Here is a 26,753-nt window from a genome sequence, read left to right on the forward strand (position 1 = left end):
TCTCGCGCAAAGACGCCTTGTAGCAGGGTTCGCTAACGCGAACCTCGGACCACCCGCCCCGGGTCGGGTGGTCTGCCGCGACCAAGGAGCGCCAGACAAAAATGTGGACCTATCACCCCGAATTGCTCGCCACGCCGGTGCCGCGTTACACCAGCTATCCCACCGCCGCCGATTTCGGTCCCTTGCCGGAAGGCGCAATCGAACGCGCCATTGCCGGGGCGGACGGGGACGTGTCGCTCTATCTCCACATCCCGTTTTGCGAGAAGATCTGTTACTATTGCGGGTGCAACACCGGTGCATCGGGCAAGGTTGCGCGGGTGGAAAGCTATCTCGCCGCGCTGCATCAGGAAATCGCCACGGTCGCCAGCCTGCTGCCGCCATCCGCACGGGTGCGGCGGATCGCCTTTGGCGGAGGCAGCCCGAACGCGATCAGCACCGCTGAATGCATGGCGCTCGTCGATGCGCTGCACGCGCATTTTCCGCTGTTCGCGCCCCAATGGTCGATCGAACTCGACCCGCGCAGTCTGACGGCAGATTGGGGGCCAATCCTGCACGATGTCGGCATCACCCGCGCCAGCATGGGGGTGCAGACCTTCGCCAATCACTGCCAGAAGGCGATCGGACGCGAACAATCGCTGACCATGATCTGCCGCAGTGTCGATCTGTTGCGGCACGCGGGCGTCACCTCGCTCAACTTCGATCTGATGTACGGTTTGCCGCATCAGACCGAAGGCGATCTTGAAGACAGCCTCGAATACACGCGCAAGCTGGGGGCAGACCGGGTCGCCGTGTTCGGTTACGCCCACGTGCCCCATCTGGTGCCGCGCCAGACGATGATCCCTGAACACGCCCTGCCCGGCCCCGTCGCGCGCTTCCTGATGGCGAGCCAGGCGCATCAATTCCTGACCGCCAACGGATATGACGCGATCGGGTTCGATCACTTTGCCCTGCCGCACGATCCGATGGCGCGCGCCACGCGCGATGGCAGCTTGCGGCGCAATTTTCAGGGCTTCACCGATGATCCTTCCGAGGTGCTGATTGGCATGGGGTTGAGCGCGATCAGCGGCTTTCCCGGCCTGCTGGCCCAGAACGACAAGCATAATGGCCGCTATCGCACATTGTCGGGCGAAGGGCGGCTATCGGCCAACCATGGCATCGTGCGCTCGCCGCAGGACCGGCTGCGCGGCGATGTGATCGAGGCGCTGCTGTGCCGCGGCGAGGCGGAGCTATCCCTGTGCCTGCTGGCCGAGACAAGGGACAGGATTGCGCCGTTCATCGCAGCCGGTCTGGCCAATCTGGATGGCAACACCCTGCGCATTGCACCGGGCGGTCTCCCGTATGCGCGCGTGGTCGCATCGCTGTTCGACAGCTACCGGCAGGTCACCCAGCGGAAGTTCAGTTCGGCCATCTGATGCCCCTGCCCCCTGCCCTCCGCCGCATGCTCCTTGCATGATCGGCGCTTTGCGGGGATAGTTCGCTCCATAAGAAGCGTGGAGTCACGTTCGGGCGCATCGATCAATTTGGGGGGAATAATCATGGCCGTTACCGATCACGTCGACCTTAACCAGTTCATGGAAGGGGTGAAAAAGCGCAACCCGTACCAGCCGGAATTCGTCCAGGCGGTCCAGGAAGTGGCGCAGGACATCTTCGAATTCATGGAGGACAAGGTCCGCTACCACGAGGCGCAGATCCTGCGCCGCATCGCCGAACCTGACCGCATCGTCTCGTTCCGCGTGTGCTGGGAAGACGACAATCACAACATCCGCGTCCAGCGCGGCTGGCGGGTGCAGAACAACAACGCGATCGGCCCCTACAAGGGCGGCATCCGCTTTCACCCCAGCGTGAACGAAAGCGTGCTGAAGTTCCTCGCCTTCGAACAGACCTTCAAGAACTCGCTCACCGGTCTGCCGATGGGCGGGGGCAAGGGCGGCGCGAACTTCAACCCCAAGGGCAAGTCCGACGCCGAAGTGATGCGTTTCTGCCAGAGCTTCATGACCGAACTGTACCGCCACATCGGCCCCGAAACCGACGTGCCGGCGGGCGACATCGGCGTGGGCGGGCGCGAGATCGGCTACATGTTCGGCCAGTACAAGCGCATTACCGGCCGCTGGGAAGGCGTGCTGACCGGCAAGGCGCTCGAATATGGCGGATCAAAAATGCGGCCCGAGGCGACCGGATACGGCGCCGTATATTTCCTGCGCAACATGCTCAAGCACCGGGGCGAAGACATCGATGGGAAGACCGCGGTGATTTCGGGCTCGGGCAATGTCGCGACCCATGCGGCGGAAAAGATCGTGCAAATGGGCGGTAAGGTGCTGACCCTGTCGGATTCCGACGGCTTCATCCACGATCCAGACGGCATCGATCAGGACAAGATCGATTGGGTCAAGGATCTCAAGAATGTGCGGCGCGGACGGATCAGCGAATATTGCGACCACTTTACCAGCGCAACCTATCACGGCGATGGCGCGCGGCCGTGGAACGTGGCCGCCGATCTCGCACTGCCCTGCGCGACCCAGAACGAACTGGGCGAGGATGACGCCAAGGCGCTGGTCGCCAATGGCTGCAAGGCGGTTTCGGAAGGCGCCAACATGCCGACCACGCTGGCAGGGGTGAAGGTGTTTCACGACGCCAAGATTCTCTACGCACCGGGCAAGGCAGCCAACGCGGGCGGGGTTGCGGTGTCGGGCCTGGAGATGAGCCAGAACTCCGAACGCATCAGCTGGAATCACGAGCGGCTGGGAGAGATGCTGACCGAACTGATGGAAGGCATCCACGAAAAATGCGTCGAATACGGCGACGAAGGCGCGAAGAACGGCGGCTATGTCGACTACGTCAAGGGCGCGAACATCGCGGGCTTCAAGAAAGTCGCCGACGCGATGCTGGCCTTCGGGGTGGTGTGACGGGTAAAGACTGACAGCGATGCCCCTGCGCCCGGCGCTGAGGCTGGAAAACGGCCGCATGGCTCTTGCTGGCGCGACCCCCGGCGCAAGCATCGCCTATAGTCTCGACGGAACCATGCCGGAGCGCGATCGAATTTACACCGGCCCTTTCGCACCGCCTCCGGGAGCCGTCGTCTCTGCCCGCGCCATCCGCTACGGCCATGCGCCGAGCGAGGCCATCTCCCAGCCTGCGCCGTGATGCAGCGGGGGATTTCGGCCACATCCCTGCCCAGCCTTGCGCTGTGTGCCTGCGCGCTGCTGGCAGCGTGCGATGACGGGCAGGCTCCGGCGACAGGCGCACAGGCGGCCCGCGAATGCCCCGCGATCGGCTCCGATCCGGTGCGCATCGAAGCGGGTGCGTTCGTGATGGGCTCTGATCTCGTCTACCTCGAGGAAGGCCCCCCGCGTCAAACCCGCGTGGGCGGCTTCTGGATCGACCCGCATGAAGTCACCAATGCCCAGTTCGCCGCATTCGTCGCCGCGACCGGTTATGTGACCACGGCTGAAAAACCGGTCGACCCCGCTCTGTTCGGCGTGCCGCGCGATCGGATCCCGCCCGAACTGCTCGCGCCGGGATCGGCGGTGTTCGTCGCGCCCGATCGCCCTTCGACCCGTTACACCGACTGGTGGCGTTATGTTCCCGGTGCCAACTGGAAGCGCCCCGAAGGGCCGGGCGGGCCTGAGGCGGAACCGGAAAAGCCGGTCGTCCACCTGTCCCATGCCGACATGACCGCCTATGCCCGCTGGCGCGGAGGACGCCTTCCGACCGAGGCCGAGTGGGAATATGCCGCCAGCGCGGGCCAGCCCGCCAGCGCCGCCCAGCCCGGAGCGGACGCGGCCAATAGCTGGCAGGGCGTGTTCCCTGTCACCAACGAGCAAGGCGACGGCTTCTACGGGATCGCCCCGGTCGGCTGTTATCGGCCCAATGCCAACGGCCTTTACGACATGACCGGCAATGTCTGGGAAGTGACGGCCGATTTCTACCGCCCGGGCCACGATCCCGCTGACAGCGACACCCCGCGCGGGCCGAGCGAGGCCGATGCCTACGACCCGCTCAACCCCGGCCTCGTTACCCGCGTGATGAAGGGCGGATCATACCTGTGCGCCCCCAATTACTGCCAGCGCTACCGCCCGCAGTCGCGTCAGGGGCGCGATCCGGGCCTCGGCACCAGCAATGTCGGCTTTCGGCTGGTCTATGACCGGATGGTTTCACAACGCGATTGAAGCCACGGTTTCTCCGATGGAGAATTGGCATTCCCCCTTGAAGACATGCCAGCTCCGGCGCCCCGCGTCTTGTCCTGTCGCAGGAAGTTATGCGGGGAACTCTCCGCCCCAACAGGCTTCGTTCCGCCGCACGCCCACTGTCAGCTGACCCCCAACGCCTGCGCCTGCTGCCGCAGTTCGGCAGCCTCAGCCGGATTGGCCTTCACCGCCGCTTCCAGCGCGGCCTTGGCCTTGGCCGGTTCGCCCAGCGTAATGCGGCTGCGCATCAGCATGACCCAACCGTCGAGGTTGTCGGGCTGCCCCTGAAGCCGCGTTTCAAGCTGGGCGACCATACCTTCGGCCATCTCACGCTGCTGGCTGGGAGTCATCGCGCCCGCTGCCGCCACTTCCGCCGCGCTCGGTCCGCGCACCTCGGCTGCCGCCGAGCCGGCCGTGCTGGCTGCGCCGGAAGCCAGAATGGCGGGCGTGCGATTGTCCTGAACTTTCGCAATTCGCGGCGCGACGTCGATCTCGTTCATCGCGCCGACCTGTTCGATTGTGCGCACCAGATCGGCTTCCCACGGCGCACCGGCCGGCGTGTCGGCCAGCAGCGCAAGCCATGCCGCGATCGCACCTTCGTGATCCTTGTCGATGTCTTTCTTTACCGCCAGGAAATAGCGCGCGCGCGGATCAGTCGCGTCGAGCGCGAGCGCTTTTTCGAACGCCTCCAATGCTTCGGGAGGGAGCGGGTCGCGCGCGCTGCCCATCACCAACGCCTCGCCCAGCGCCGACCACAGCACGGCGGTATCGGGCGTGATCGCCAACGCCCGGCGATAGGCTTCGGCAGCCTCGGCGAAGTCGCCGCCCTGAAAATAGGCGAAGGCCAGATCGCTCCACGGCGCGGCCTCCCCGCTCGAGGCTTCCGCCGCCGCCTGCAATTGCGCAATGGTGAGCTGGCTATCGGCCGCCGCCGTGGCATCAGCCCCGCCGCCCGAACCTTCGTAGATGTTGTACCCGATCGAACCCGCTGCCAGCAGCAATGCGCCGCCCAGCAGAATCCAGCCTGCCCGCCGACCACTCTCGCCCGCGCCCTGTGTCGCCTGCCTGTTGTCTGTTTCCATGGCCGCACGGCTAGCACCGCCGATGCTGACGGGCAATTCGCTCTGGCATCGGAAGCACATTTGGCTATGGTGCCGACTTGGATCTATCCGCAGGGGGGGAGGATAGTTGACCGACATCTATGCAGTTGCAATCGTCGGTTCGGGGCCGGCGGGCCTCAGCGCAGCCGCGCGTGCGGCGGCTTTGGGTATGAGCCATGTGCTGCTCGAAAAGACCGATCACCTGTCGGACACGATCTACAAGTATCAGAAGGGCAAGCATGTCATGGCGACGCCCAGCAATCTGGTGCTGCGTTCGGACGTGGATTTCGAAGCGGGCAAGCGCGAGACGATCCTGGGCATCTGGGACGAACAGATCGCCGGCCACAAGGTCAACGTGAAATACCACGCCGAAGTCGCGAAGATCGAAGGCGCGAAGGGCGCGTTCAGCATTCATCTGAGGAATGGCGAGGTGGTGGAAGCCGCCGCCGTGGTGCTGGCCATCGGGACGCAGGGCAATCCCAACAAGCTGCGTTGCCCCGGTGCCGATGCGCCGATGATCCAGTACCAGCTCGACGACCCCGGCGAGTATTACGATGAACACATCACCGTGATCGGATCGGGCGATGCCGGGATCGAAAACGCGCTCGGGCTGGGCGCAGATCCGGCGCAGCGCAATGTCGTTACCATTCTCAACCGCTCAGCCGATTTCGCCCGCGCCAAAGCCGCCAATGTCGCGCTTCTGGAAGAAGCGGAGCGCGAAGGCCGCCTGATCGTGCGGCGCGAAACGACGCCTGCCGAGGTGCGCGAGAACGAACTGCTGCTCGACACCCGCGACGGGCAGGAGGCGATCCGCTGCGACCGGATCATCGCCCGCACCGGATCGCAGCCCCCGCGCGGCTTTGTCGAAGCGATGGGCGTCGAATTTTCCAGCACCGAGCCGGGGGCCTTCCCCAAGCTTTCGCCGGTGTTCGAAACCACCACACCCGGCATCCACGTGATCGGCGCGCTGGCGGGCTATCCGCTGATCAAGCACTGCATGAACCAAGGCCATGACGTGATCGAGTTCCTCAACGGGAACCACGATCTCAAGCCTGCGGACGAGCCGATTCTAGCCGACAAGTTTGGCCAGCTACCGGGCAATCGCAGCGTAGACGATTGGCTCGGCGTGTTCGGCGGCAATATCACCATCCTCGCCGATCTTTCGCCGCTGCAATTGCGCGAACTGATGCTGGATTCGACCTGCCATGCCTATGAACCGGGCGATGTGATCTTCCGCCGCAACGATCCCGGATCGTCGATGTTCGCGATTGCCGAAGGGTCGGTCGCGGTCGAGGTGAACCCGGCTGATCCCTCGATCACGGTGGGCATCGAACAGGGATCGATCTTCGGCGAAGTGGGCCTCATTTCGGGCCGCCGCCGGGGCGCGACCGTGCGCGCGGCGGAACCGGTGATCGCGCTCGAATTGTCGCGCACGGCGGCGCTCAAATTGCTGGCGACCTCTCCGGGCGCGGCGCGGGCGGTGAACGCGATATCGGTCGAGCGGCAGTTGCTCCAGATGTTCGGATCGGGCCTGACCAAGGAAGACGTCGCCCCGCTGGTCGCCAGCGCCGAGGTGATGCAGGCCCGCGCAGGGCAGGTGATCGTCAAGGAAGGCGCGGACGACAAGGACGTGTTCATCGTCCGGCGCGGCTCGATGATCGTCGAAAAGCAGATCGGCGAACGCCCGGTGTTCCTGTCCTACCTGCCGGCAGGCTCCTATTTCGGCGAGATGGCGGTGATCGACGGCTCGGCGCGCACCGCCACGGTCAAGGCCGCGATCAAATCCGAAGTCATCCGCCTGCCCGGCGAAGGCTTCCTCGATCTGCTTGCCCGCAACCCGGCGCTGCGCGAACGGGCCCTGACGGACATGGCCGGACGGCGCGATATCAACGCCTTCATCGAAAGCCGCAAGGACAGCTTCTCGGGCGCGGTCGATCTCTATTCCGAAACCGCACAGTTCCTGGTCGACAACGGCATCGGCGAAGCGACCGACGTGCTGCTGATCGACGAGAAACTGTGCATCGGCTGCGACAATTGCGAAAAGGCCTGCGCCGATAGTCACGATGGTCTTTCGCGATTGGACCGTGAGGCGGGACGCACCTACGCGCACCTCCATGTGCCGACGTCATGCCGCCACTGCGAGCATCCGCATTGCATGGCCGACTGCCCGCCCAACGCGATCAAGCGCGGGCCCGACGGCGAGGTCTTCATAGACGAGACCTGCATCGGATGCGGCAATTGCCAGCGCAACTGCCCTTACGGCGTGATCCGCATGGACGCCAAACCGCCCAAGAAGCCCAACCTGCTGCAATGGATGCTGTTCGGCAGCGGCCCCGGCCCTGGCGAAGCGCCCTATAGCTGGCGCAAGAAGGAAGCCGAGAAGGAGGCTGCCCCCAAGGCCAAGCTGGCGATCAAGTGCGACATGTGTTCGGGCATCGATGGCGGCCCGGCCTGCGTGCGCGCCTGCCCGACGGGCGCCGCAATCCGCGTGGCGCCGGACAAGTTCCTGACCTTCACCAAACTGACCGAGGACGTCGAATAGTGGCGACCAAGGCTTCTGGCACAGTGAACAACCGGTTCAGGCAAGACGAAAAACGGCGCGATTCCGATCATGTCAGCTTCCTCAAGCACCGCCGGTTCCGCTGGCTGTGGATCGCGCTCGCACTGAGCGGCATCAGCATCGCAGGCTATGTCCTGATCGATCAGCAGCCGCGGCCCAATGGCGGCACGTGGTACGGCTATACACTCGGCACCATCGGACTGGGTCTCATCGTCTGGCTTTCGCTGCTGGGAGTGCGCAAGCGCCGGATCAACCCCGGCGCGTGGAGCCTCAAGGCGTGGACCAGCGCCCATGTCTATCTCGGCCTGTCGCTCATCGTGATCGGTACGCTGCACACGGGTTTCCAGATCGGCTGGAACGTCCACACGCTGGCCTATGTGCTCATGCTGCTGGTGATCGCGACCGGCATTTACGGCGTGATCGTCTATGCCACGTTGCCCGCCAGCCTTTCCGCCAACCGCAAGGAAATGACGCGCGCACAAATGCTGGAGGCGCTGACGGCAATCGACCGCCAGTTGGAAAGCGCCGCGCAGCCGCTGGGGCGCGCAGACGCAGACCTGGTAATCGCCGCACTGGAACAGGACACGTTTCACGGCGGTGCGTGGGGGCGGCTCACCGGACGCTACACGCGCTGCGCCACCGCGCGGTCGCTGAAGGGCATGACCGGTTCGTCCGAAGCTGTGGCCCGCGTGACTGCATTGCTGGAAAAGCGCCGCGACCAGCTTGCCCAGATCCGCGGGGCGCTGCGCATCCGGGCGCTGCTGGAAATCTGGCTGTTCATCCATATCCCGCTCACCATCGCCCTGATCGCAGCGCTGACCGCGCACGTGATCAGCGTGTTCTTCTACTGGTGAGGCGGGCGACGTGGCATTCCTGATCCGCACCATCGATTTTACCGCTGCCGGACGCGAGATCATCCGTGACCGGGTGGTAGAACAGGCGGCGCTGACCATCGGCCGCGCAGGCGAAAACGACATCCACCTCGCCGATCTGGCGGTCGAACAGCGCCATGTGCGGATCGATCGCAAGCCCGATGGCACGTTGTCGGTGGAGGCGCTCGGCACGCTCGGCTTCGGGCTGGACGGGCGCATCGTCACCGAAGGCACCATCGATCCTGGCACCGGCGGCGAGATCGCGCTGGGAGCAGCGCGGCTGGCGGTGGCACGCGAGGGTGACGATACCATCGCGATCACGATCCGCCAGATCGCGGCCGATGAAGGCAAGGGCGATGCCTTGCGCGGCTTCGCCCTTGCCAGTGCGCTGCCGAGCAAGCGGACGATGAGCTGGATTTTTGCAGGCGCGATCATGTTGGCGCTGCTGATGGTGCCGGTGGCGAGCCATCTGCTGCGCGATCCGGTCAAGAACGATCCCGAAACAATCGTTCCGGGACAGGTCGTGATGGATGCCGCATGGTCGGCGGGCGCATTGTCGCTGAAACATCACGAGCTGGAAGATAATTGTGAAAGCTGCCACGTTGCCGCGTTCGAAAGCGTGCAGGATGAAACCTGCCTCACCTGCCACGAGGACCTGGGCGATCATGCCACGCCTGCCCGGCTGGCTGGAGGGATGGCCCCGCTTTCAGCCGGCGATGCGCTGCAATGGCGGATTGGCGAGGCGCTGGGCAAGGAAGGGCCGCTGGGCTGCGTGTCCTGCCATTCCGAGCACGAAGGCCCGGTGCGGCAGAAGCCGGCGAGCGAGGCATTCTGTTCCGATTGCCACGATGCGCTGGACACGCGGCTGACCGACACAGCGCTCGCCAACGCGCATGATTTCGGGAAGGAGCACCCGCAGTTCCGCCCCGCCTACTACGCCAGTTTCGGTGCGGCCAAGCCGGTGCGCGCCTCGCCGGAGGCCAAGCCGGTCGAGCGTTCGGGCCTCAAATTCCCGCATGATGTCCACATGGACACGCGTGGCGGCGCGGCGCGCATGGCGCTCAGCTTGCCCGACTACGGTCAGCCGCTCGAATGCAAGGACTGCCACTCGCTCACTGCCGACAAGATCGCGTTCAAGGAGGTGACAATGGAGGATTCCTGCGAAGGCTGTCACAGCCTTGTGTCGGGCCGCACGGCCAGCGGCGGATTCAGCAATCTGCGCCACGGCGACGTGAAGGATCTGGCCGAAGACCTCGCGCGCATCAATCCGGCGCCGCGCCCCGCGCTCGCCTCGGGCCGCGCACGTCCCGGCCAGTTCGCGCCCGGCGGAGGAGCCTATGCGGCGAATTTCGGGCGGCCAATGCGGGCCTACATCGGATTGTCGAACGCGCTGTCGCCCGGCGGCATCTGCACCGAATGCCACCTGCCGACCACCAGGCAGGGGCGGCCCGATCTGATGCCAGTCAACCTGCCCGATCGCTTCCTGACCAGTGGCTTCTTCACCCACGAGGCGCACAAGAAGGAAGAATGCACCGATTGCCACGCGGCCGATACGTCGAAGGCGGCGACAGACCTTTTGATCCCCGACCTCAAGAGCTGCCGAGACTGCCACCTTGGCGCGACAGCGGTGAAGACGAAGAAAATCGTGCCGTCCGACTGCGCCATGTGTCACGCCTATCACGTGCCGTCGGGCCAGTGGTCGCCAAAGGGCAAGGCGCCCCACTACAGCCCCGCGCCTGCCCCCGACAAAACAACAATTGCCGCATTGTTCGGTCAGGCGAAACCCTGAGGATGGACCGGGTCGCACCATCCAGCGCCGTGCTGATCGCGCAGATGACCGACATCCATGTCGGCTTTGCGCCGCACGAGCGCCCCGAGGAACTGAACCTCACCCGCTTTCGCGCCGCGCTTGAACGCCTGCTGACCGGCCCGAACGTCCCCGACATGCTGGTGCTGTCGGGCGACATCACCGATCACGGCGACACGGAAAGCTTCGCCAAAACCGCTGAACTGCTGAAAGACTGCCCCTTCCCGATCATCCCGATGGTGGGCAATCATGACAGCCGCGAAGGACTGCTGGGCGCTTTCCCGCACATCGCGCCTGCCGAGGGCGGCTTCCTGCATTTCGTGATCGAGGCGCGGCTGGGCCTGCGCGTCATCTGCCTCGACACGCTGGAAGACGGTCGCCACGGCGGTGCGTTTTGTGAAGCGCGGGCGGAATGGCTGGCGGCGCGGCTCGCCGAGGCGCCCGAACAGCCTACGCTGATCTTCATGCACCACCCGCCAGTGGTGGCCGGGATCGACTGGATGGACCCTGCCCCGGATGAGCCGTGGATTGTCCGCTTGCGAGCGGTTCTGACCGGGCAGTCACAAGTGCAGGCGATCCATTGCGGCCATCTCCACCGCCAGATCACCACGCGGTTCGCCTGCCTTCCGCTGGGCGTCACCCCCTCGGTCGCGCCGCTGGTGGCGATGGATCTGACCCCGATCGACAAGGACGTGCCCGACGACCGCGAGCTGATCACCACCGAACCGCCGACCTATGCGCTGCACCGCTGGGACGGCACGCGGCTGGTTTCACATTACGAGCGGGTGGGCGATTGGCAGATCCTGGCGCGTTTCCACGCCGGGATGCAACCGATGATCGAAGGCATGTTCGCCGAGCGGGATTAGCTCTTACTTCCGCGCCGCCCGCAGCACGCCTTGCGGGGCGACCCCGACCCAGCGCGTCATGTCGACCTCGTCGCTGACCTTCCACGGCACGCCGCTGCGGGTCATGAACAGCCGCTCCATCTCGGGCCGATTGAAGGGCCGCGAGCCGAGCCTGCCGAACACAGCCATCTGCCCGCCGGTTTCATCCACCGCGCGATCGCGATCAAGGCCCTTGCTGATCGCGATGGCGGGGCTCGGCGTCCTGGCCCAGGCGATCATCTCGGGCACCGGCGCGGGGCTGAAGCCGTAGAAATTGCGCTGACTTTCGGGGCTGGTGAGTTGCAGCACCTTCATCCCGTTCTTCCCATCCGCGACATAGCCGATCAGCGAGGCATTGGTGGTGCCCACCATCACGTCCTCGGCATCATTCAGTGTGCCGCCCAGCGTCACCTTCTGGAAGATACGCGGTGATTTCGGGTTCTTGACGTCGAGGATCACCAGCCCTTCGGCCTTGGCCGCGACATAGGCATAGGTGCGCGCGACATAGATGCGGCGCGCATTGGCCAGCGGCACGGTGGCTTCCGGCACGGCCAAAGGCGCGCGCAGGTCGGTGACATCGAACAGCTTCACCCCGTCCGCGTCGGACACCCATAGGTAACGGAACTGGATCGCGCTCGCCCGCGCGTCTCTCAGTTCGCGCACAGCCGCGATTTTGGGCGTATCGGGATCGGCAAGATCGACCACCACCAGGCCTTTGGCTGCGGTGATATAGGCGACCTCGCCCGCCAGATGCACGTGCCGCGCACCGTCGAGCACCCCGTCCGGGTTCCACGCCTCGGATCCGTCGGCAAAGGTCTTGCGGCGCAGCTTGTTGCTGCGGAATTCGCCGTCCGCCAGCGTGTTGACGTTGACGAGGATCAGCCCCTCGACGGCATCGGTGACGACCGCATAATTGTAGATCGGCAGGAACGCCTGCTCCTGATTCATCTCGCGCATCGCTTTGGTGTTGCGGGTCGGCGCAATCGGCTGATTGGTCGCAATCGCCATGCAGGTCGCGTTGGTCGTGCCGACATTGGTGTCGTGGCCCAGCGGCGAGAATGGCCCCTTCAGGATGCGTTCCGATGTGCCCTTGTTGGCGATCGAAGCAACGTCATAAGCGGTGAACCCGCCCTTGCCTTCGGCGACGAACATGTATTCGCCGCGCAGTTGCAGACATCCCACGCGGCCCGGCGTGCCTTCATGCACATTGACGAATTCCTCGAACGGATGAGTCTCGCCGCTCAGCTTGTCGTCGAAGGTCTTGCCGCGCACCCAGTTTTTCAGCTCGCGGTCGTTCTGATCGACGTGGAGGTTCCAGTAATCGGGATAGGCATAGCGGTGGAGATAGGATCCGAGTACCGCCTGCGGTTCGTCATATTCGGTGACGCGGGTGGCCTGAAAGCCGCCCTCCAGCCCCGTCCACGCATGCAGCCCGACGAAATTGACGTAGTTCGTGCCGAGCAGCAGCAGCTGCGCCATGATCGCGTTGTTATCGTCATTGGCCGACAGGTGGCAATCGGAACAGGTTTTGGTCTCGGTCTTGCGCACCGTATGCGGGAAATGCGGCGCGAAGGCCTGGCTGGAGAAGCCGATGGCGCTGATCGGCGGCTGCTGCACATAGATGCGTTCGCGGTTGATGTTGGTCGAGGACAGCACCAGCGCCGAGGACGACCGCACCGGCGCGGTCTGGTTGCCCTTGGTGGTCTGGTGCTTGCCCAATTGGAACATCTCGTCGCGCGCGACCTGCGGGTTGTAGGTGGCGAAGTTACGCGTTTCCCCGCCTTCGTAACGGTGGCTCTTGGTCTTCCAGTTCGCTTCGATCGGCAGGTGGCAACCGCCGCAGCTGGTGGTCCACGACAGGTGGCAGGTGAAGCACGCCATTTCCGGCTCGCGGTGGGCGCGGTCATCGGAGGCGATGCCGGTGCCGAATTCGAAATTGCCGGTCTCCGCCCCGTAACGGCTGACCAGCTTGGCCCGCGCCGCCTTGGCGTTGAAGACGGGAGTTTCGGGATCGACCGAATCCTTGACCAGACTGACCTCCCATTCAAGGGTGGGATCGACGATCGAACGCTGGATCAGCTTGCGCCGCCCATCATAGCCTTCGGTCCATTCGAACCGGCGCTGGCCATCGGGATTGCGCAGCAAGGCCATGTTATGCCCTTCCGGCGGAGCGGCAGGCCCGCTGGTCTTGAGCGTCGGATAGGCATCCGGCGTGCCGTGACAATCCTTGCACCCGATCTCGATCGCGTTGGCGACTTCGCCATAGATCAACCCGTTGCCGTGGCTGTCCTGCTCGTAATGGCAATCGGCGCATTGCATCCCGACTTCGGCGTGGATGCTCATCATGTGCACCGCCTTGCCCGGATTGGTGCCGGGTTCGACGAACTTGCCTTCGCCTTCTTTGCGCCATTTTTCCGGATCGTCGGGGTCGACGATTGCTCCTTCCGCATCGAGCAGGTTGCCTTCGCGGTCGCGCTTGAACACCGCGCGGAAGTTCCAGCCGTGGCCGTGGTAATCGGCGAACTGCGTGTCCTTCAGCGTGGGGTTCAAGTCATAGACGTTGCGCAGGAAATCGAGATCGCCCCACTTGCCGCGCACAGCCGCGGCTTCGGGATTGCGGTCGTTGATCGCGCGCACTTCCTCGGCGGTGGGGTATTTCTGTTCCTTGGGCCACATTGCGGGCGCATCGGATTCGTAATCCCACATGGTGTAGCCGAGGTAGGAATTGAGAAAGATGTTGGGCTGGTGCATGTGGCAGTTCATGCACTGCGCAGTCGGAATGGCGCGGGTGAAGACGTGCTGGAGCGGGTGGCCCTTTTCCTTCACCTTGCCATCAATGGTGAGTGCACCATCATCCTTGTGATCGGCGTGACCATCGTCCTTGTGACCCGGCTGCTTTACCGCACCGTGCTTAGTCTCCTCATAACCCGCAGCGTGTTCCAGCTTGCCTGCGATGGTCGGATCGCTGGTGATCGTCTGCCCGTCGCGCCCGTATTGCGCATAGATCAGCGAATGGCGCGGTTCGCGGTCATTGGCATAGACCACGTGGCAACTCGCGCAGCCCGAATGGCGATAATCGCCCGGCTGATCGTTGGTGCCCATGAACCACGTGAAGGGATCGTTGAGCCGGGTCTTGTGAATGTTGAGCGCCGGGATCGCCACCCGCAGACCCGTGCCGGGGCCGCGATTGGATTGCTTCAGATCGGGCCGACCCGGCTCCTCCAGCCGCTGGATCTGGCCAGTCGGGTTGGGGATGGCGATTTCGGGAAACTGCGAATTGATCGTGCGCCCGCCGCGTTCGAACACGCGGAATACGTCGCCCGGCGGGATCACATGCCAGGTCGGCAGCGGATACATTTCGGCAATGACCCCGCGCGCCACCTGCTCGGGCGACAGCTTGCCCCCCGGCCCTGCACCGGGCGAGGTGATCTTCGCCGGCTCGCCTTTGCGCGTGTAAGCCTCGCCCAGCAGGTAGTTCTTGAACGGCAGGATCCCGTTATTGTAGCTCGCCCCGCCCCACAGCATCGCGCCGGTCGCCATGATGGAGCGTTCCGCCGCCTCGATCGCGCCCATATGGCACGCCCCGCAGGCATCGCGCGCTACGCGGTAGTCCGAAGGGTTCACGAACTTGACGAACTCGGGCGCTTCCTTGTTGAGCAGCGCATAGGACCGCTTGGGATTGGCCGAGGACGGAAAATGCCAGCTGTCGGGGTATTTCGGCAGCACATGCGCCCGGTCGCGCGCGGCGACGTAATCGGGGCTGTCGTGCGGCAATTCCGAATTGCCGCGCACGCTCGCATTGCCGCCGTGGCAATCGGTGCAGCCAAGCCGCACCGCAGGCGTCAGGTGCATGGTCGGCGCATCAGTCTTCACATGGCAGGTGTTGCAGCCTTCGGACTTGGCGTTCATCTCCGCCACCGATTGCCGCTGCGGCGCGGGCGGAGCGAAGACCGCAGAGTAATCGCGCTTGACCGGCTTTTCCTTGTCCGCCGCCATCGGCTCGCCTGCGAACAGGACAATGCCGAGCACCAGCGCCGACAGCAGCAGCGCAAGGTGACGGGCGAAAAGGCGGCCGGATTTCAGCATCAGTAGGTCAGCACCACGTTGGCTAGGATGGAGTGGAATTTCTGCTCCCCGCCCAGATTGTCGAACAGGTTCTGGAAGCCGTCACCGGCCACCAGCGTTGCAGCGGACAGGCGGACAACGATGTTCTGGGTCGCCTTGGGCCGCCAGATCGCCGCCGCCGAGAGATCGAACCCGATTTCGCGCGGGATTGAGCCTTCGTTGCGCAGCACCTGCAAGGTCGCGGTATTCTCGAACCACAGGTGGTTGGCGTTGGCGGACAAGCGAAACTCCGGCGTCAGGTCGAAATCCGCGCCGACCCCCGCCAGCAGCAGGCCGGGGTTGTTGAAATTGCTCTGCCCCTGCTCCTTCGAACTCCGCAGCGAATTGAGGATGCCGTTGCGCCCGTTGACCGCAATTGCACGCCCGCCGCCTGCAAAGGGGATAGTCTGGCGAATCCAGTAGGAGGTGTCGGCACCTGCAAAGATCGGGTTTTCGAAAATCGCGTCGAACCCGCCTTCGGTGTCGTCATAGGGATCGCTGTCCCCGCTGGCATAGGCACCGGACAGGCGGAAGCGCATCCAGTCGCGATCATAGCTCGCCTCGACCGCCGCGAACTGCGCGTTGATATCTGCCGGACGATCGGTGAAGAAGCTGTTCCGGTCCTCCCCCAGCGCCCAGTAGAAACTGCCCGTCAGGTTCACCCGGCCGATGCGGCCATCCATGTTGTAGCCGAGATAGACGACATCATACTCGCGGCCCCGCAGCGTCCCCAGCAGCGCCGGACGCACCGGGAAGCCGTTGGTGTCGATCTGGATGTCGTCAGCCTCGCGGTTCATGTTGTAGACCACGGTGAACTGGCTGGTCAGCGCCGGGATCAGGAAATCCTGCCGGTACGCATTGGCGACGAACACGAAGTCGTCGCGCGGACTGCGCAGAATGGCGTTGAGGCCCGAATTGGTGTCCTTCTCCAGCCGCCAGAACGCGCCGAGATTGAACTGGAAACGGTTATTGTCGCGCGATCCGAACAGGCGCACGCCCAACTGCTGATCGTTGAACAGGAACCCGCGGAAATCCGACTGGAACGGCTGGATGCCCGCCCGGATCGAGATGAAATCGAATCGGTCATTGTCGAACTGGCTGAAGTGGTAATCGACGAAAGCTTCCTGCACGCCGAGAAACTGATCGAGCCGGTGGCTTTCGCGCGAAGGTTCCACAAACAGCACGCGGCGTTCGGGCACGTCGACGTAATTGACGTTGTAGGCCAGCGTGACACGGTATTCGACCGTCGGCGGCTTGAAAGTGGTCGATCCTTTCAGCAGCGCGAAACCGGCAATGAACGTCTGGCTAAGCACCTGACTGAAATCATTGCCGAACACGTCGAGCCGGTCAGGGTCTTCGGTGGTCTGCACCCCGACGGGAATCGGGAAGGTGCGCGGTTCGTACACGCTGTCGCTGATCAGGTTGGCGACGAAGAACCAGTCATCGCCCGTGATCGGCAGCCATGGCACCTTGTCCGGATTGATCGGCCGGTCGCCCTTGTAGGTGTTCTGGTTATAGGGATCGAGCAGGCTCTCCTTCACCAGCCCCAGACTTTCGATCAGCCGCCAGCGATCGGGGATCGGCAGTTGGTCGGTAGGGAAGGCTTCGGGCGGCGGCGAACGGATTGCGCCTTCGTTGTCCTGCTCGATCCGCTCCGGCAACGGGGCGGTGTAGCCGGGGCGCTCACGCCCCTCGATGATATCGGGATCGACCGGCGGGATGTCCTGCTCCCAATCGGCAGGCGGTTGAGGCGGAGGCGGCGCATCGTCGCTCGGCGGTGCTGCCTGCACCATCAGCGCGGCGGGAATGGCCAGCCACATCCCCATTACAGCCCCTCACACACGTTCTGGGCCGCGCTGTCGAGGAACGGGGCGAAGGGGCAATTGACGTAGCGCAGGCGAACCTGGCGGCTGCCGACCTGCACCACGATGCGGTCAGCCCGGATTTCGCGCGGGGCATTGCCGAACCCGCCGACGCGCTGTCCTGCGTTGTGCAGGCCGAGAAAGCTGATCATGTCGTCCTGATCGATCCCGTCGCCCGAAACGCCGATGCCGCCGACCAGTTGGTTCCCGCGATAGACCGGGACCGAGCCGGGGAATATCTGGATCCCATTGGCGATCCGCGAATTCCCGCCGTCGATTGGCGGCAATCCGGTGCAATTGCGCGGCGTGTCGGTGGCGCTTGCTCCGGTTACAAAGCCGAGATGCTGCGCGAGATTGCCGAGCACCAGCGCGCTCTGAAGGCCCGTCGAGAACGGATTGAACTGCGCGATTGGACGCGACAGCGGGCCGTGCGGCTGGCCGACCTCGCCATCGGGGAAATAGGGGCGCGACAGGTTCCCGCCCGACCGATCGGCAAAGGCAAACCCGCCTGTCAGCGCATTGGAATCGCCCAGAAAAGCACGCGTGCGGGCGACGAATTCCGGCACCTCCCCCGGCGCGCTGAGCAATTCGTTCGCGGCAAACGCACCCGAGAAGAAATTCGCGGTGCGCGCCTTCTGCAAGCTGACATCGATCCCGAAAATCGGCGCATCGGGTGATCGGACGATGCCCAGCACCCGCCCGCGGGTATCGACGAGGCTGATCGACACCTGTGCGCGGCTATCGAGCGGCTGGCGAATCTGCGCGCGCGCGCGGCTCATGACGGTGAAGGCTTCTTCGAGGATCGCCTGCGCCTCGGCAGCGGTGATCGGCGCGGCGATATCGCCCGCATCGGTTCCGGCCCTCACAGGAAAGCGGTTCGCCCCCGCGCCGTTGGACAGCACGAAGGCATCGCGGATCGAAAACTCCGCTGCGGTCGAAGGCCGGATGCCCGAAGCCTCGCTGCCATAGGCACTGCCCGCCAGCAGGCCCGCGCCGCTGTAATAGCCCGTCACCGGCACCAAAGCACCCGCCGTTCCGACAAAGCTCGCCCCTGCGACTGCGCCGATCTGCGGATATTCGATATCGGTATAGCGCAGGCTCGTGCCGTCCGCGGTGATACGGTCGGCCCGGATGCTGACCGGCGCTTCAAAGCCGACGGTGCCCGCCAACGCAATCGCCTCGTCAAGGTCGTTGTCGCGGTCGAGCACATTGGGATCGAGCCCGTAAACCCCGTCGGCGATCACCCCCACGCCGCCGATCACGACGCCGTTGCGATAGAGCGGGAAGCCGCCCGGATCGGCAGAGAGCCCGAGCGGCGAACGCTTCGGTCCGATCAGCCCTTCGTCTGCGCGGGCCGCAAGGTCGCTGCACGGCAATTGGCTGAACTGCACCCCGAACAAGGGGCCACTTTCGAGGCCAACGGTGGTCGGCGCAGGCGGGAAATGCTCCTGCACGATCATGCTGGCGGTGCGGGAGGAGAAGGCATTGCCCCCGCTTGACAGGTAAGCGCCGGTGATAGCCTTGGCGATGGCCGCGCCCGCGCTGGGAATGGTCAATCCCTGCACGTCGATATCATCGCCATTGGGCGCGCCCGGGATGATCGCGGTGGCCGCAGCGCCTGGCATGGCGAACACGGCGAGGACATTGCCGACCCGGTCTGTCACGGCGATGGTCGCAGCCGCGCCGCGGGCGTTGGCCTCGGCGGCGGCTTGCGCGATCACGGCGCCGACATCGGCGGCACTCAGGCTTTCGGCCGGCGGGATCGCATAGACCTGTCCTGTGGGAGGCGGCGGCGGCGGCGGCGGCGGACCGCCACCGGTCGCGCCGCCATTGCTGGGCGGACTATCCCCGCCCCCGCAGGATGCGAGCAGTAGCGCGCCCGCCGCAATCAAGCCGGTTTTCGCCCCCCTGCGCATGGCTATTGCAATCTACCGATGGCGCCTGCCGCCGATTTGAGCGCGGCGCGAAAATCTGCCGGGCGATAGGCATTGGGCTCGTCCACCGCCTTGTACGCGCGGGCGAGGTCGCTGCGAATGCCTGCCGCTGCGCCTGCGGTGACACGGCCTTCCTTGACGAGGGCGTTCAGCAGCGTGTCGATCCCCATCACCGCCTGCACCGATCCGGCATAGTCGGTGAAGCGCGGCGCAGTCGCCTCGCCCGCGATGATCGCGATAACACGGAAGGCATCGGCGCTGGCATAGGCGCGGCCCGACAAGGCATCGGACAAGGCACCGGCCCGCGCCGACAATGCCTGAGCAGCCGCCCGCGCCTCGCCCGGCCCGGCACCCATCGCCTTGTGGAAATCGCGGCTCGCCGCCCGGAATGCTGCCGCCTCGCCGGGCACCAGCGCGCCCGCCGTTGCCGAGAGCATGATGATATTCTCGTCATTGAAGGGCGGGTTGCCGAACGGGATCGGACGCGCCGGATTGGTCTCGAAAGTCAGCTTGCGCTCCGGGCCATCGGTGATGGTCCGGTGGCACGAATGGCAGTCATAGAAATAGAACTGCGGGAAGGCGCCTTCCATCGCGAACTTCGGCTGGGCGAACAGTCCGGTGGCGCGGCGCACTGCTTCGGCCTGACCGACCGCCCAGAACCGCAGCGAATTGGGCGCGCCTTTGCGCGCTGCGTAATCGGAATCGAGATTGTGGTGCTGCTGCAGCGCGCTGAACAGGTCGAGTTCGAACGAGACACGCGGATGGCCTGCCGCCATCATCGCATGGGTCACGAACTGGCCGGGCTTGGATGATCCGTAATGGCAATCAAGGCAGACGTTCGCACGCGCCTTGGGATTGTCGAGCGGGATCAGCCCTGCCGCAACGTTGGAGGCATGGGTGGCGGGAACCGCGTAGTGCTCCGCCAGCCAGCTGCCCCCGGACGCGCCGTGGCAGCTTTCGCAGCCGACCCCGTCTGTCAGCGTGAACTTCGCCCCGCGCTGCGCGACCGGCGCGTAGGTCGAATGGCAGCCCAGACACGCGGGTGCCTGCCTGGCATCACCAAGACCAAGGCTTGCTGCAATCTGCTGTCCGCGCCGACCGCCCAGCACGGCATAGGCACGACTATGCGCGCCGCTGGGCGACGAGGGTTCCTGCCACGTCGCGATTTCATCCTGCCGCACCACCGCGCCATTGCCTTCTGCACGGCCATGACAGGTCGATCCGGCGCAGCTGGCGACGCCTTCGAACGTGGGGTTACCGATCGCGCCCGAGGCGGGGTAAAGCGCGGCAAGCCCGGCGATCGCCAGCAGGCGAACGACCTGCGGCTTGCGGAGAAAGCCGAGGATCCGTTTCGCTACTACTCCCGTCATCTCATCCCCCCCGAGATGCCCTGGCACCAATACTTGCTATACCGGTGTGGAGTAGCAATCGATCCCTGAACGCGCTTGTAGAGCCGCGTCAGGAACCCCCTTATTGCCGACTCCCCGTCGGGCCGCCCGGCCCCTTGTCACAAGCTTGGCAGTGCGATGCAACAGGCAATCCGCGCTTTTATGCTCGCCGAGCGATGCACGTCGGGCAGTCGCCTCAGCTGGCAGCTTCGGCGCTCGCCTCCATGGTGCTCGCCAGCGCCTCCAGCTGCACCGAACATCCCTTTGCAATCAAGGCTTCGGCAAGCAAGTCCGGCGCTTCGTAATCATCGGCAAGCAGCACGAAATTCACCTCGGCGCTGGTGGTGCCGTCCGGGGCGGTGATCATGTAATGACCGCCCTCTGTGACCGGGACCCGCGCCGGATCGAGCGCGGCGACGGTGACGGTGTCGTCAAAGGTGACTTCGGCCTGCACATCGCTCTCGCCGTGGCCGGTGATGCGGTAGGTGGCGGTCCCTTCGGTGCCCGGACGCCACAGGCGCACGGTGGCAAGATCATACAAGCAGAACGTACCCGATCGGGTGATATCGACGTACCACAGGCTGGGGTTGCTTACGACGTCGTCCTCGGGCGCCCGCACAGCCCCGGTGCGCACGCGCGTCGCTGCGCGCTTGCGGGTGAGCGAGGCAAACCGGTTCGAGGCGACCTGCGGGCGATCGCCCACGCGGAAGGTGCCTGCGCCCTTGATGACACGGGTTCCATCAGAGGTCAGCACGGTGACAACGTCGCCCGCCTTCAGCGTGATGCTCGCCTCGTCATCCAGCTTCGTGCCGACCGGATAGCTGTTCGACGAAGGGCCGGTGGACTTGACCACGACCCCGGCCACTGCCGCTGCAGGCAAAGCCAGTGCCGCGCCGCCCAGTGCCATCGCCGCCATCGTCCGTTTCATTCTAACCGAGAACATAAGTTCCTCCCTCGTCCATTTCCCGCATCCGCTTTACCAGATTACGTAACGCTGAATCATCCGGATGACGATCCGCGACATCCTCTACCAGCCGGATCGCTGCCGCGCGGTCGCTGGCAGCGAGCACACAGGCCCTTGCCAGAGTTTCGCGGTCAGTACCCGGAAATTCCGGAATGGGCTCGAACAGGTCGACGGGCCGTGCTCGGCCTCGCAATTGCACCCGGCCCATCGGGCGCCACCAATCGAGCGTCGATGCCTCGGCGAATTCACTGCTCGCCATGACACTCGATTCGAGCGCCTTGTTGGCCGCCTCCAGCCGCGCGGCGGTGTTCATCGAATCCCCCAGTGCAGTGTACTGGATCCGGGTCGCTCCGCCGAAATTGCCGATCACCGCCTCTCCGTAATGCAGGCCGACGCGGGTCTTGCCGATCGGCGGCAAGCTTGCATCCATCGCCGCCACCTCGCGCCGGAAGTGCTCGCCCGCCTGCCAGATCGCATACCCCGCCTTGGCGGCGCGCGTGCCATCATCGGGCCGGGCAATCGGCGCACCCCAGAACGCGACCACCGCATCGCCGACGAACTTGTCGATCACCCCGCCATGGTCGAGCACCACCTGACTGAGCAGATCGAGATAGCGGTTAAGCAGCTTTGCCACCATTTCCGGCTGGATCGCATGGCTCATCTTGGTGAAGCCTTCCAGATCGCTGAACAGCACAAAGATTTCCCGCTTTTCGCCCCCCAGCGACAGCAACTCGGGCTTGTCGATGATCGCCTGCGCAATGTCGCGCGGAATATACTTGCCGAGCGCGCCCGCGGCGAAATTGCGCTGTACCGCGCCCGAAGCGCGGGCCGCGGCGGTGACTGCGGTAAAAGCGATGATCCAGCCCACCAGCCAACCGACCGCAGGCAGGCCATAGGTATCGACGTTGCGAAATTGCAGCAGCGCCGGGATGCCGATGAAGGAGAGGATCAGCAGGATCAGGAACGGTGCGAGCCGCCGTGCAGGCCATTCGAGCAGTGCTGTCAGCGCGGCGCTCAGCACCACCAGCACGGCCATCATCCACAGCACCCAGTTCGGTATCGGGGCAAGGTGACGATTATCGAGCATCTGCGCAATAATCTCGGCATGGACGGCGATCCCCGGCGGAACCTCTCCGGTGATTGAGGTGAAGGTCGTCTCGACCCGGTCATAATCGACGATATCGCCGCCGATCAGAATATATTTGCCAGCGATCTGATCCGCCAGGAACGGCAGCACTTCGGGGTCGGCATCCGCGAACAGATCGATCTGAAGCGCGGCGAACAGCGGCGCATCCACGAATTTTGCGCGACGATAATCGATCGAGCCTTCGTATCCGGCAAAACCGGTCGCAGGCTCGCCCGCATCCGCCAGCATTGCCCGGCCCAGCAGCGGTGGCAGGTCAGGAACGATCTCGGGCCATACCCGCGTCGCCCCGAAGGTATTGTCGAGCCGGATGCTGGCGGGCCGTGTCCGCGTGTCGGTGAACTCGCTCTGAAACTGTTCAAGATATTGCTGCTGCTCGTAGACAATATCGTCCTTGTTGGTGGCAAGATTGGCATAGGCGAGCGCGACCGGCGTGCGCATCGTCCGCAAGGTTTCGATCAGCTGCTCGTCCTCGTCCTGAGGCTGGTCGAACAGGATGTCGATTCCGATCGCCTTTGCGCCCATGCCATCGAGATTGCGCAGCGTCCGGGCCAGCACGCCGCGATCGAGCGGCGAACGTTTGCGAGCCTTGATGAGGGTCTGGTCGGTGTAGACCACCAGCACGACGCGGTTGTCCTGTTCGACCAGATCGGCAGCGTAGTAGGCGCGAAGGTCATACAGCGCGCGTTCGGCTTCGCTGGTCAGCGGCGTGGGCTCTGCCCCATCGGGCAGCACCCAGCTGAAGCGGGCAATGAAGACGGCGGCGATCAGCACCACGACGGTCGCGGTCAATTGCACCCCGCCCGCTTCGCGCACGTTGCGCCAGCCGCGCCGCAACCAGCCGGTTAGCGATCTGCCGGACTGCGGCGGCGGCTTCATTCGGGTGCTGTCCTGCCGGTTCAGCGGGCGAGCCTCGCGGCCCCGTCGCCCACCACGGCGAAAGCCGACCAGTAGAACGGATGCGAGGTATCCGCATCATCCATCAGCGCCAGTTGCGAGGACCGCAGCGCCTCGGCGGTTTCGCGCCCGTCTTCGGCGAACAGGCCGGAAATCAATCGACCGGTGGCGTCGAAATCATCTGGAACCGGCCAATGGCTCGCCAAGATAGTGCGCCCACCCGCGCCCACGAAGGCGCGCACCAAGCCATCGAGTGCGAAGTCGCCGCCGCTCGTCACACCCGCCTCCCGGGTCGCACCTATGGTGGCGCTGCCCGCCGTATCGCAGGCCGAAAGGATCACCAGATCGGCATCGATCCTGAGGCCGAAAATCTCCGCGAAGCTCAGCAGACCGTCCGACCCCTCGCCTTCGCCGAAGCTCGTCAGCAGCGCGGGGCGCGGCGGGCATTCGGGTTGCGGCGCGGTAACGAGGCCGTGGGTGGCGAAATGCAACACGCGGTATTCGCTCAGGTCATCGAGATTGCGGATTGCGCTGTCCGTGAAATCGTCCCGCGTCAGCACACGGGAGGCGCCGCCCAATCGGGCGGCGGCATCACGCAGTTCGTCGGCCTTGATCGGATTGGCCCAAAGCCTGGGCGACCACTGGCAGTTGTCGCCTCCGGCCAGTGCGGAGCGTGTTCTTGCGGTTCCGGCGGCACCGGGTTCCAGCGGCGCATTCTCGCCCAGACCGAGATAGGGGCGTGTGCCGTTCGAAGGCCGCGCCGCACGCACATCACGGAAGGCGGAAGCGCCGACGGAGGTGCTGATCTGGGTCTTCCGGCCCAGCCAGGCCGTGCCGCGGAAATCATATTCGTCCGCATTGCTTCCGGCGAGCCGCGCCTTGTAGACCGCGACGCTCTCATCGTCGGTCACCAGCAGGTTGATCGGCAGTTTCAACAGCGCGCCATCAGGTTCGAACACGATATGCCGCAGCTGGGGCAGCCGATCGGCGACCGGAGCGAACAGGCGCACGTAAAGCTCGCGCGCGCCGGCGATGTCGAAGGGGTAGGTCAGCACCTGCCCGCCCTCGGCGATGGCAATGCTCTCGCGGATCCTGCCGACCAGCTTTTCCAGCTCGTCCGGCGTCGCATCGGCGCGCCAGGCCTGCGCGCCTGCCTTGGTCGCATAGATCACGAAAGCGCTGTCTTGCAGCGTGACGAGCTTCACATACGCCTCGTCCGCACCGAGCACCGCCTGCAGATCGCCCAGCGCAAGCGTACCCTCCGTCACCGCCCGGTAGCGCGGATAGGCAGCGAGTTTCTGGAGCACTTCGGCCTGCTGCAACTGCAATTGTTGCAGGCGCTCCTCACGCTCGGCAATGGCGGAGGTCTGATCGCCGCTGATTTCCTGGGCAGAGCGCAGTTCGACCAGCGAAAGCCGTAGCTGCTCAATCGCTCGGGCAAGATTGGTGGTCGTGCGGAACAGCTGCGCCGCTTCGTCCGTGCCGCCCGAAAGCTCGCGCGCCAGCACGGCCTGGGTCTGGGCCAAGCCGGGGCGCTGAAGCAATTGGCTACCCGCGAACAGTTCGGCGGCAGCCGCACCGTCAGCGGTGTCACCAGTAAACAGCAGCGCGAAATAGGGGGCCAGCAGACCGCGCAGCGACGGAAGCGGGCGTCCCTCGGCATCCGCGACAATCTCGCGGTACAAGGCAAGGGCATCATCGCGGCGGTCGGCGCGGGCATAGAACCCGGCCAGCAAGCCGCGCGCGCTGTCATAGGCGGGCGAATTCGGATAGGTCGCGTCGAGCAGGGTAATCGCCTGTCGATGCAATTCCTCGGCCTCGCCCGGACGGCCGCGGCGTTCGGCGCCTTCGGCCAGTTCGCCCAGCACCTGCGCTCTCAGCCACACGATCGAGACAACCCGCCCTTCGCGCACGCTGGCCATCGTCGCCTCGGCCTGCTGAAGCAGCGTTGTCGCAGCCTCTGACCGGCCGAGCAGCCGCAGTGCGGTTGCCTTGAGATAGGCACGCTGTCCGTCCAGCAATTGCGCCCGCTCCAGCGGGGTCAGGCTCAATGAATAGGCACCGCCAATGCGGTTGTTCTCGCTGGCAAGCTGGCCGGCCAAGGCGGGGCCGATCCGCAGCTTGCGCATCTCGCCATCGTCTCCGAAGTCCGACAGCAGCGGAGCATCGAGCAGCCGCAGCGCAGCTTCGGGCTTGCGCTGGTTGAGCGCATCCATCGCTTCGTAATTGCGCAGCAGACGGGCGAGCACGGGACTGGCGGCACTGTCGGCGCGGCTCGCGGCGTACAGGCGCCGGGCCTCGGCGTAATTGCCGAGATTGGATTGCTGCAACCCCTGGTTCAGCCGCGCCTCGACGGCGCCGGGACCAGCCAGCGCCGCCGAAGACACCGCGAAAAACTCTGCCGCTTCTGCGAAATTGCCGGCATTGCTGCGGCGATAGGCCTCGACCAGCGCCTGATCTGCGGCAATCGCCTCTGCCTGCTGGCGCGCGAAAGCAAGATCGTCGGTCGCGCTGGTCAGCGGAATTTCGACGGTGCCGGGCATCACCATGTCGTTCGCCAGTGATGCCAGCCCCAGTTCGAGCGCCTTGGCATAGGCGGAAAGTCCGCTCGCCGCGTAGGTGCGCTGCCCGCTGCGCGCGAGGAGCAGCTCGGTGCGGATTATGCTCTGGTTCCGGGCGCAGACCAGCCGCTCGGTGCCGGTCAGGCCGGGAGTATCGACAGTGCCATTATCGGCCTTGCAGGTCGCTTCGGCTCCGGCGAACCGTGATGCGGGCGCGTCTCCTGCGCTGCCGCGGATTACCCACAGCGTGCCCACCGGCGCGGCAGCATCGCGGCAGATGACGGAATAGCGCCGGTCGAACAGGCCCGCCCCCGGCTCCGGCGCGAGGATTTGCGCCTCGCACAAGCCGTTGGACCCGATCGGGAAGGTATCGCGCAGGCTGAGGCTGGCCTGCTGCGCCGCGCCGGGAACCGCCGGCAGAGCGGCCATTCCCAATCCGAGACACAAAGTGCCCAATGCTGCAGCCGCGCGGGCGATAAAGCGATCGGTCAT

General features: G+C 65.0%; 16 protein-coding genes. 8 read left to right on the forward strand and 8 right to left on the reverse strand.

Translation table 11 applies throughout. The features are described from left to right. Positions 1 to 101: 101 nt before the first annotated feature. The 4 genes from hemN to J3454_RS05655 all read left to right on the forward strand — a co-directional run bounded on the left by hemN (position 102) and on the right by J3454_RS05655 (position 4,166). Complete coding sequence (gene hemN / locus J3454_RS05640) at positions 102 to 1,412, forward strand: oxygen-independent coproporphyrinogen III oxidase (protein WP_349512765.1); 1,311 nt, start codon at positions 102 to 104, stop codon at positions 1,410 to 1,412. Positions 1,413 to 1,535: 123 nt separating this feature from the next. Beyond that, positions 1,536 to 2,903, forward strand: coding sequence for an NADP-specific glutamate dehydrogenase (gdhA, locus tag J3454_RS05645; protein ID WP_349512766.1), 1,368 nt, complete (start codon positions 1,536 to 1,538; stop codon positions 2,901 to 2,903). A 19-nt stretch (positions 2,904 to 2,922) separates the two neighbouring features. Next, entirely contained in the window at positions 2,923 to 3,141 is a 219-nt protein-coding gene (locus J3454_RS05650) for a chitobiase/beta-hexosaminidase C-terminal domain-containing protein (RefSeq protein ID WP_349512767.1), read from the forward strand. Beyond that, positions 3,141 to 4,166: a formylglycine-generating enzyme family protein gene (locus J3454_RS05655; RefSeq protein WP_349512768.1), complete on the forward strand. Its 1,026-nt coding sequence runs from the start codon at positions 3,141 to 3,143 to the stop codon at positions 4,164 to 4,166. The genes J3454_RS05650 and J3454_RS05655 overlap by 1 nt, the downstream gene beginning before the upstream one ends. A 140-nt stretch (positions 4,167 to 4,306) precedes the next feature. On the opposite strand, the gene J3454_RS05660 is transcribed toward J3454_RS05655, so the two are convergent. Continuing rightward, the gene (locus J3454_RS05660) at positions 4,307 to 5,266 is read right to left on the reverse strand and encodes a tetratricopeptide repeat protein (protein WP_349512769.1); all 960 of its coding nucleotides are present in this window, start codon (positions 5,264 to 5,266) and stop codon (positions 4,307 to 4,309) included. A gap of 106 nt (positions 5,267 to 5,372) precedes the next feature. On the opposite strand from J3454_RS05660, the gene J3454_RS05665 reads away from it, so the two are divergent. Genes J3454_RS05665 through J3454_RS05680 form a run of 4 tightly spaced genes read left to right on the forward strand, consistent with a single transcriptional unit; the run spans position 5,373 to position 11,389 of the window. Next, entirely contained in the window at positions 5,373 to 7,826 is a 2,454-nt protein-coding gene (locus J3454_RS05665) for a cyclic nucleotide-binding domain-containing protein (protein WP_349512770.1), read from the forward strand. Next, complete coding sequence (locus J3454_RS05670) at positions 7,826 to 8,698, forward strand: hypothetical protein (RefSeq protein WP_502878565.1); 873 nt, start codon at positions 7,826 to 7,828, stop codon at positions 8,696 to 8,698. The genes J3454_RS05665 and J3454_RS05670 overlap by 1 nt, the downstream gene beginning before the upstream one ends. 10 nt (positions 8,699 to 8,708) lie before the next feature. Then, positions 8,709 to 10,505, forward strand: a complete 1,797-nt coding sequence (locus J3454_RS05675; protein ID WP_349512771.1) for a cytochrome c3 family protein — start codon at positions 8,709 to 8,711, stop codon at positions 10,503 to 10,505. A gap of 2 nt (positions 10,506 to 10,507) precedes the next feature. After that, a complete protein-coding gene (locus J3454_RS05680) occupies positions 10,508 to 11,389 on the forward strand; it encodes a metallophosphoesterase (protein ID WP_349512772.1) in 882 nt (293 codons plus the stop codon). A 3-nt stretch (positions 11,390 to 11,392) separates the two neighbouring features. Here J3454_RS05680 and J3454_RS05685 read toward each other — a convergent pair whose 3' ends face one another. The 7 genes from J3454_RS05685 to J3454_RS05715 all read right to left on the reverse strand — a co-directional run bounded on the left by J3454_RS05685 (position 11,393) and on the right by J3454_RS05715 (position 26,753). Next, complete coding sequence (locus J3454_RS05685) at positions 11,393 to 15,493, reverse strand: LVIVD repeat-containing protein (RefSeq protein WP_349512773.1); 4,101 nt, start codon at positions 15,491 to 15,493, stop codon at positions 11,393 to 11,395. Beyond that, positions 15,493 to 17,337, reverse strand: a complete 1,845-nt coding sequence (locus J3454_RS05690) for a hypothetical protein (protein ID WP_502878566.1) — start codon at positions 17,335 to 17,337, stop codon at positions 15,493 to 15,495. Before J3454_RS05690 ends, J3454_RS05685 begins: the two co-directional genes overlap by 1 nt. Continuing rightward, a complete protein-coding gene (locus tag J3454_RS05695) occupies positions 17,337 to 19,289 on the reverse strand; it encodes a heme-binding protein (protein WP_349512774.1) in 1,953 nt (650 codons plus the stop codon). Before J3454_RS05695 ends, J3454_RS05690 begins: the two co-directional genes overlap by 1 nt. Positions 19,290 to 19,291: 2 nt before the next feature. Then, positions 19,292 to 20,677 (reverse strand): multiheme c-type cytochrome, encoded by a 1,386-nt coding sequence (locus J3454_RS05700; protein ID WP_349512775.1) that lies wholly within the window; start codon positions 20,675 to 20,677, stop codon positions 19,292 to 19,294. 214 nt (positions 20,678 to 20,891) lie between these two features. After that, positions 20,892 to 21,638 carry a hypothetical protein gene (locus tag J3454_RS05705; RefSeq protein WP_349512776.1) on the reverse strand — a complete coding sequence of 249 codons (747 nt, stop codon included), beginning with the start codon at positions 21,636 to 21,638 and terminating at the stop codon, positions 20,892 to 20,894. After that, on the reverse strand, positions 21,625 to 23,682 hold the full coding sequence (locus J3454_RS05710) for a CHASE2 domain-containing protein (protein WP_349512777.1): 2,058 nt from the start codon (positions 23,680 to 23,682) through the stop codon (positions 21,625 to 21,627). The genes J3454_RS05705 and J3454_RS05710 overlap by 14 nt, the downstream gene beginning before the upstream one ends. A gap of 20 nt (positions 23,683 to 23,702) precedes the next feature. Beyond that, positions 23,703 to 26,753, reverse strand: coding sequence for a CHAT domain-containing protein (locus J3454_RS05715; RefSeq protein WP_349512778.1), 3,051 nt, complete (start codon positions 26,751 to 26,753; stop codon positions 23,703 to 23,705).

Source organism: Erythrobacter sp. NFXS35, from assembly GCF_040148725.1.
In the GTDB taxonomy this organism is placed as follows: Bacteria; Pseudomonadota; Alphaproteobacteria; order Sphingomonadales; family Sphingomonadaceae; genus Erythrobacter.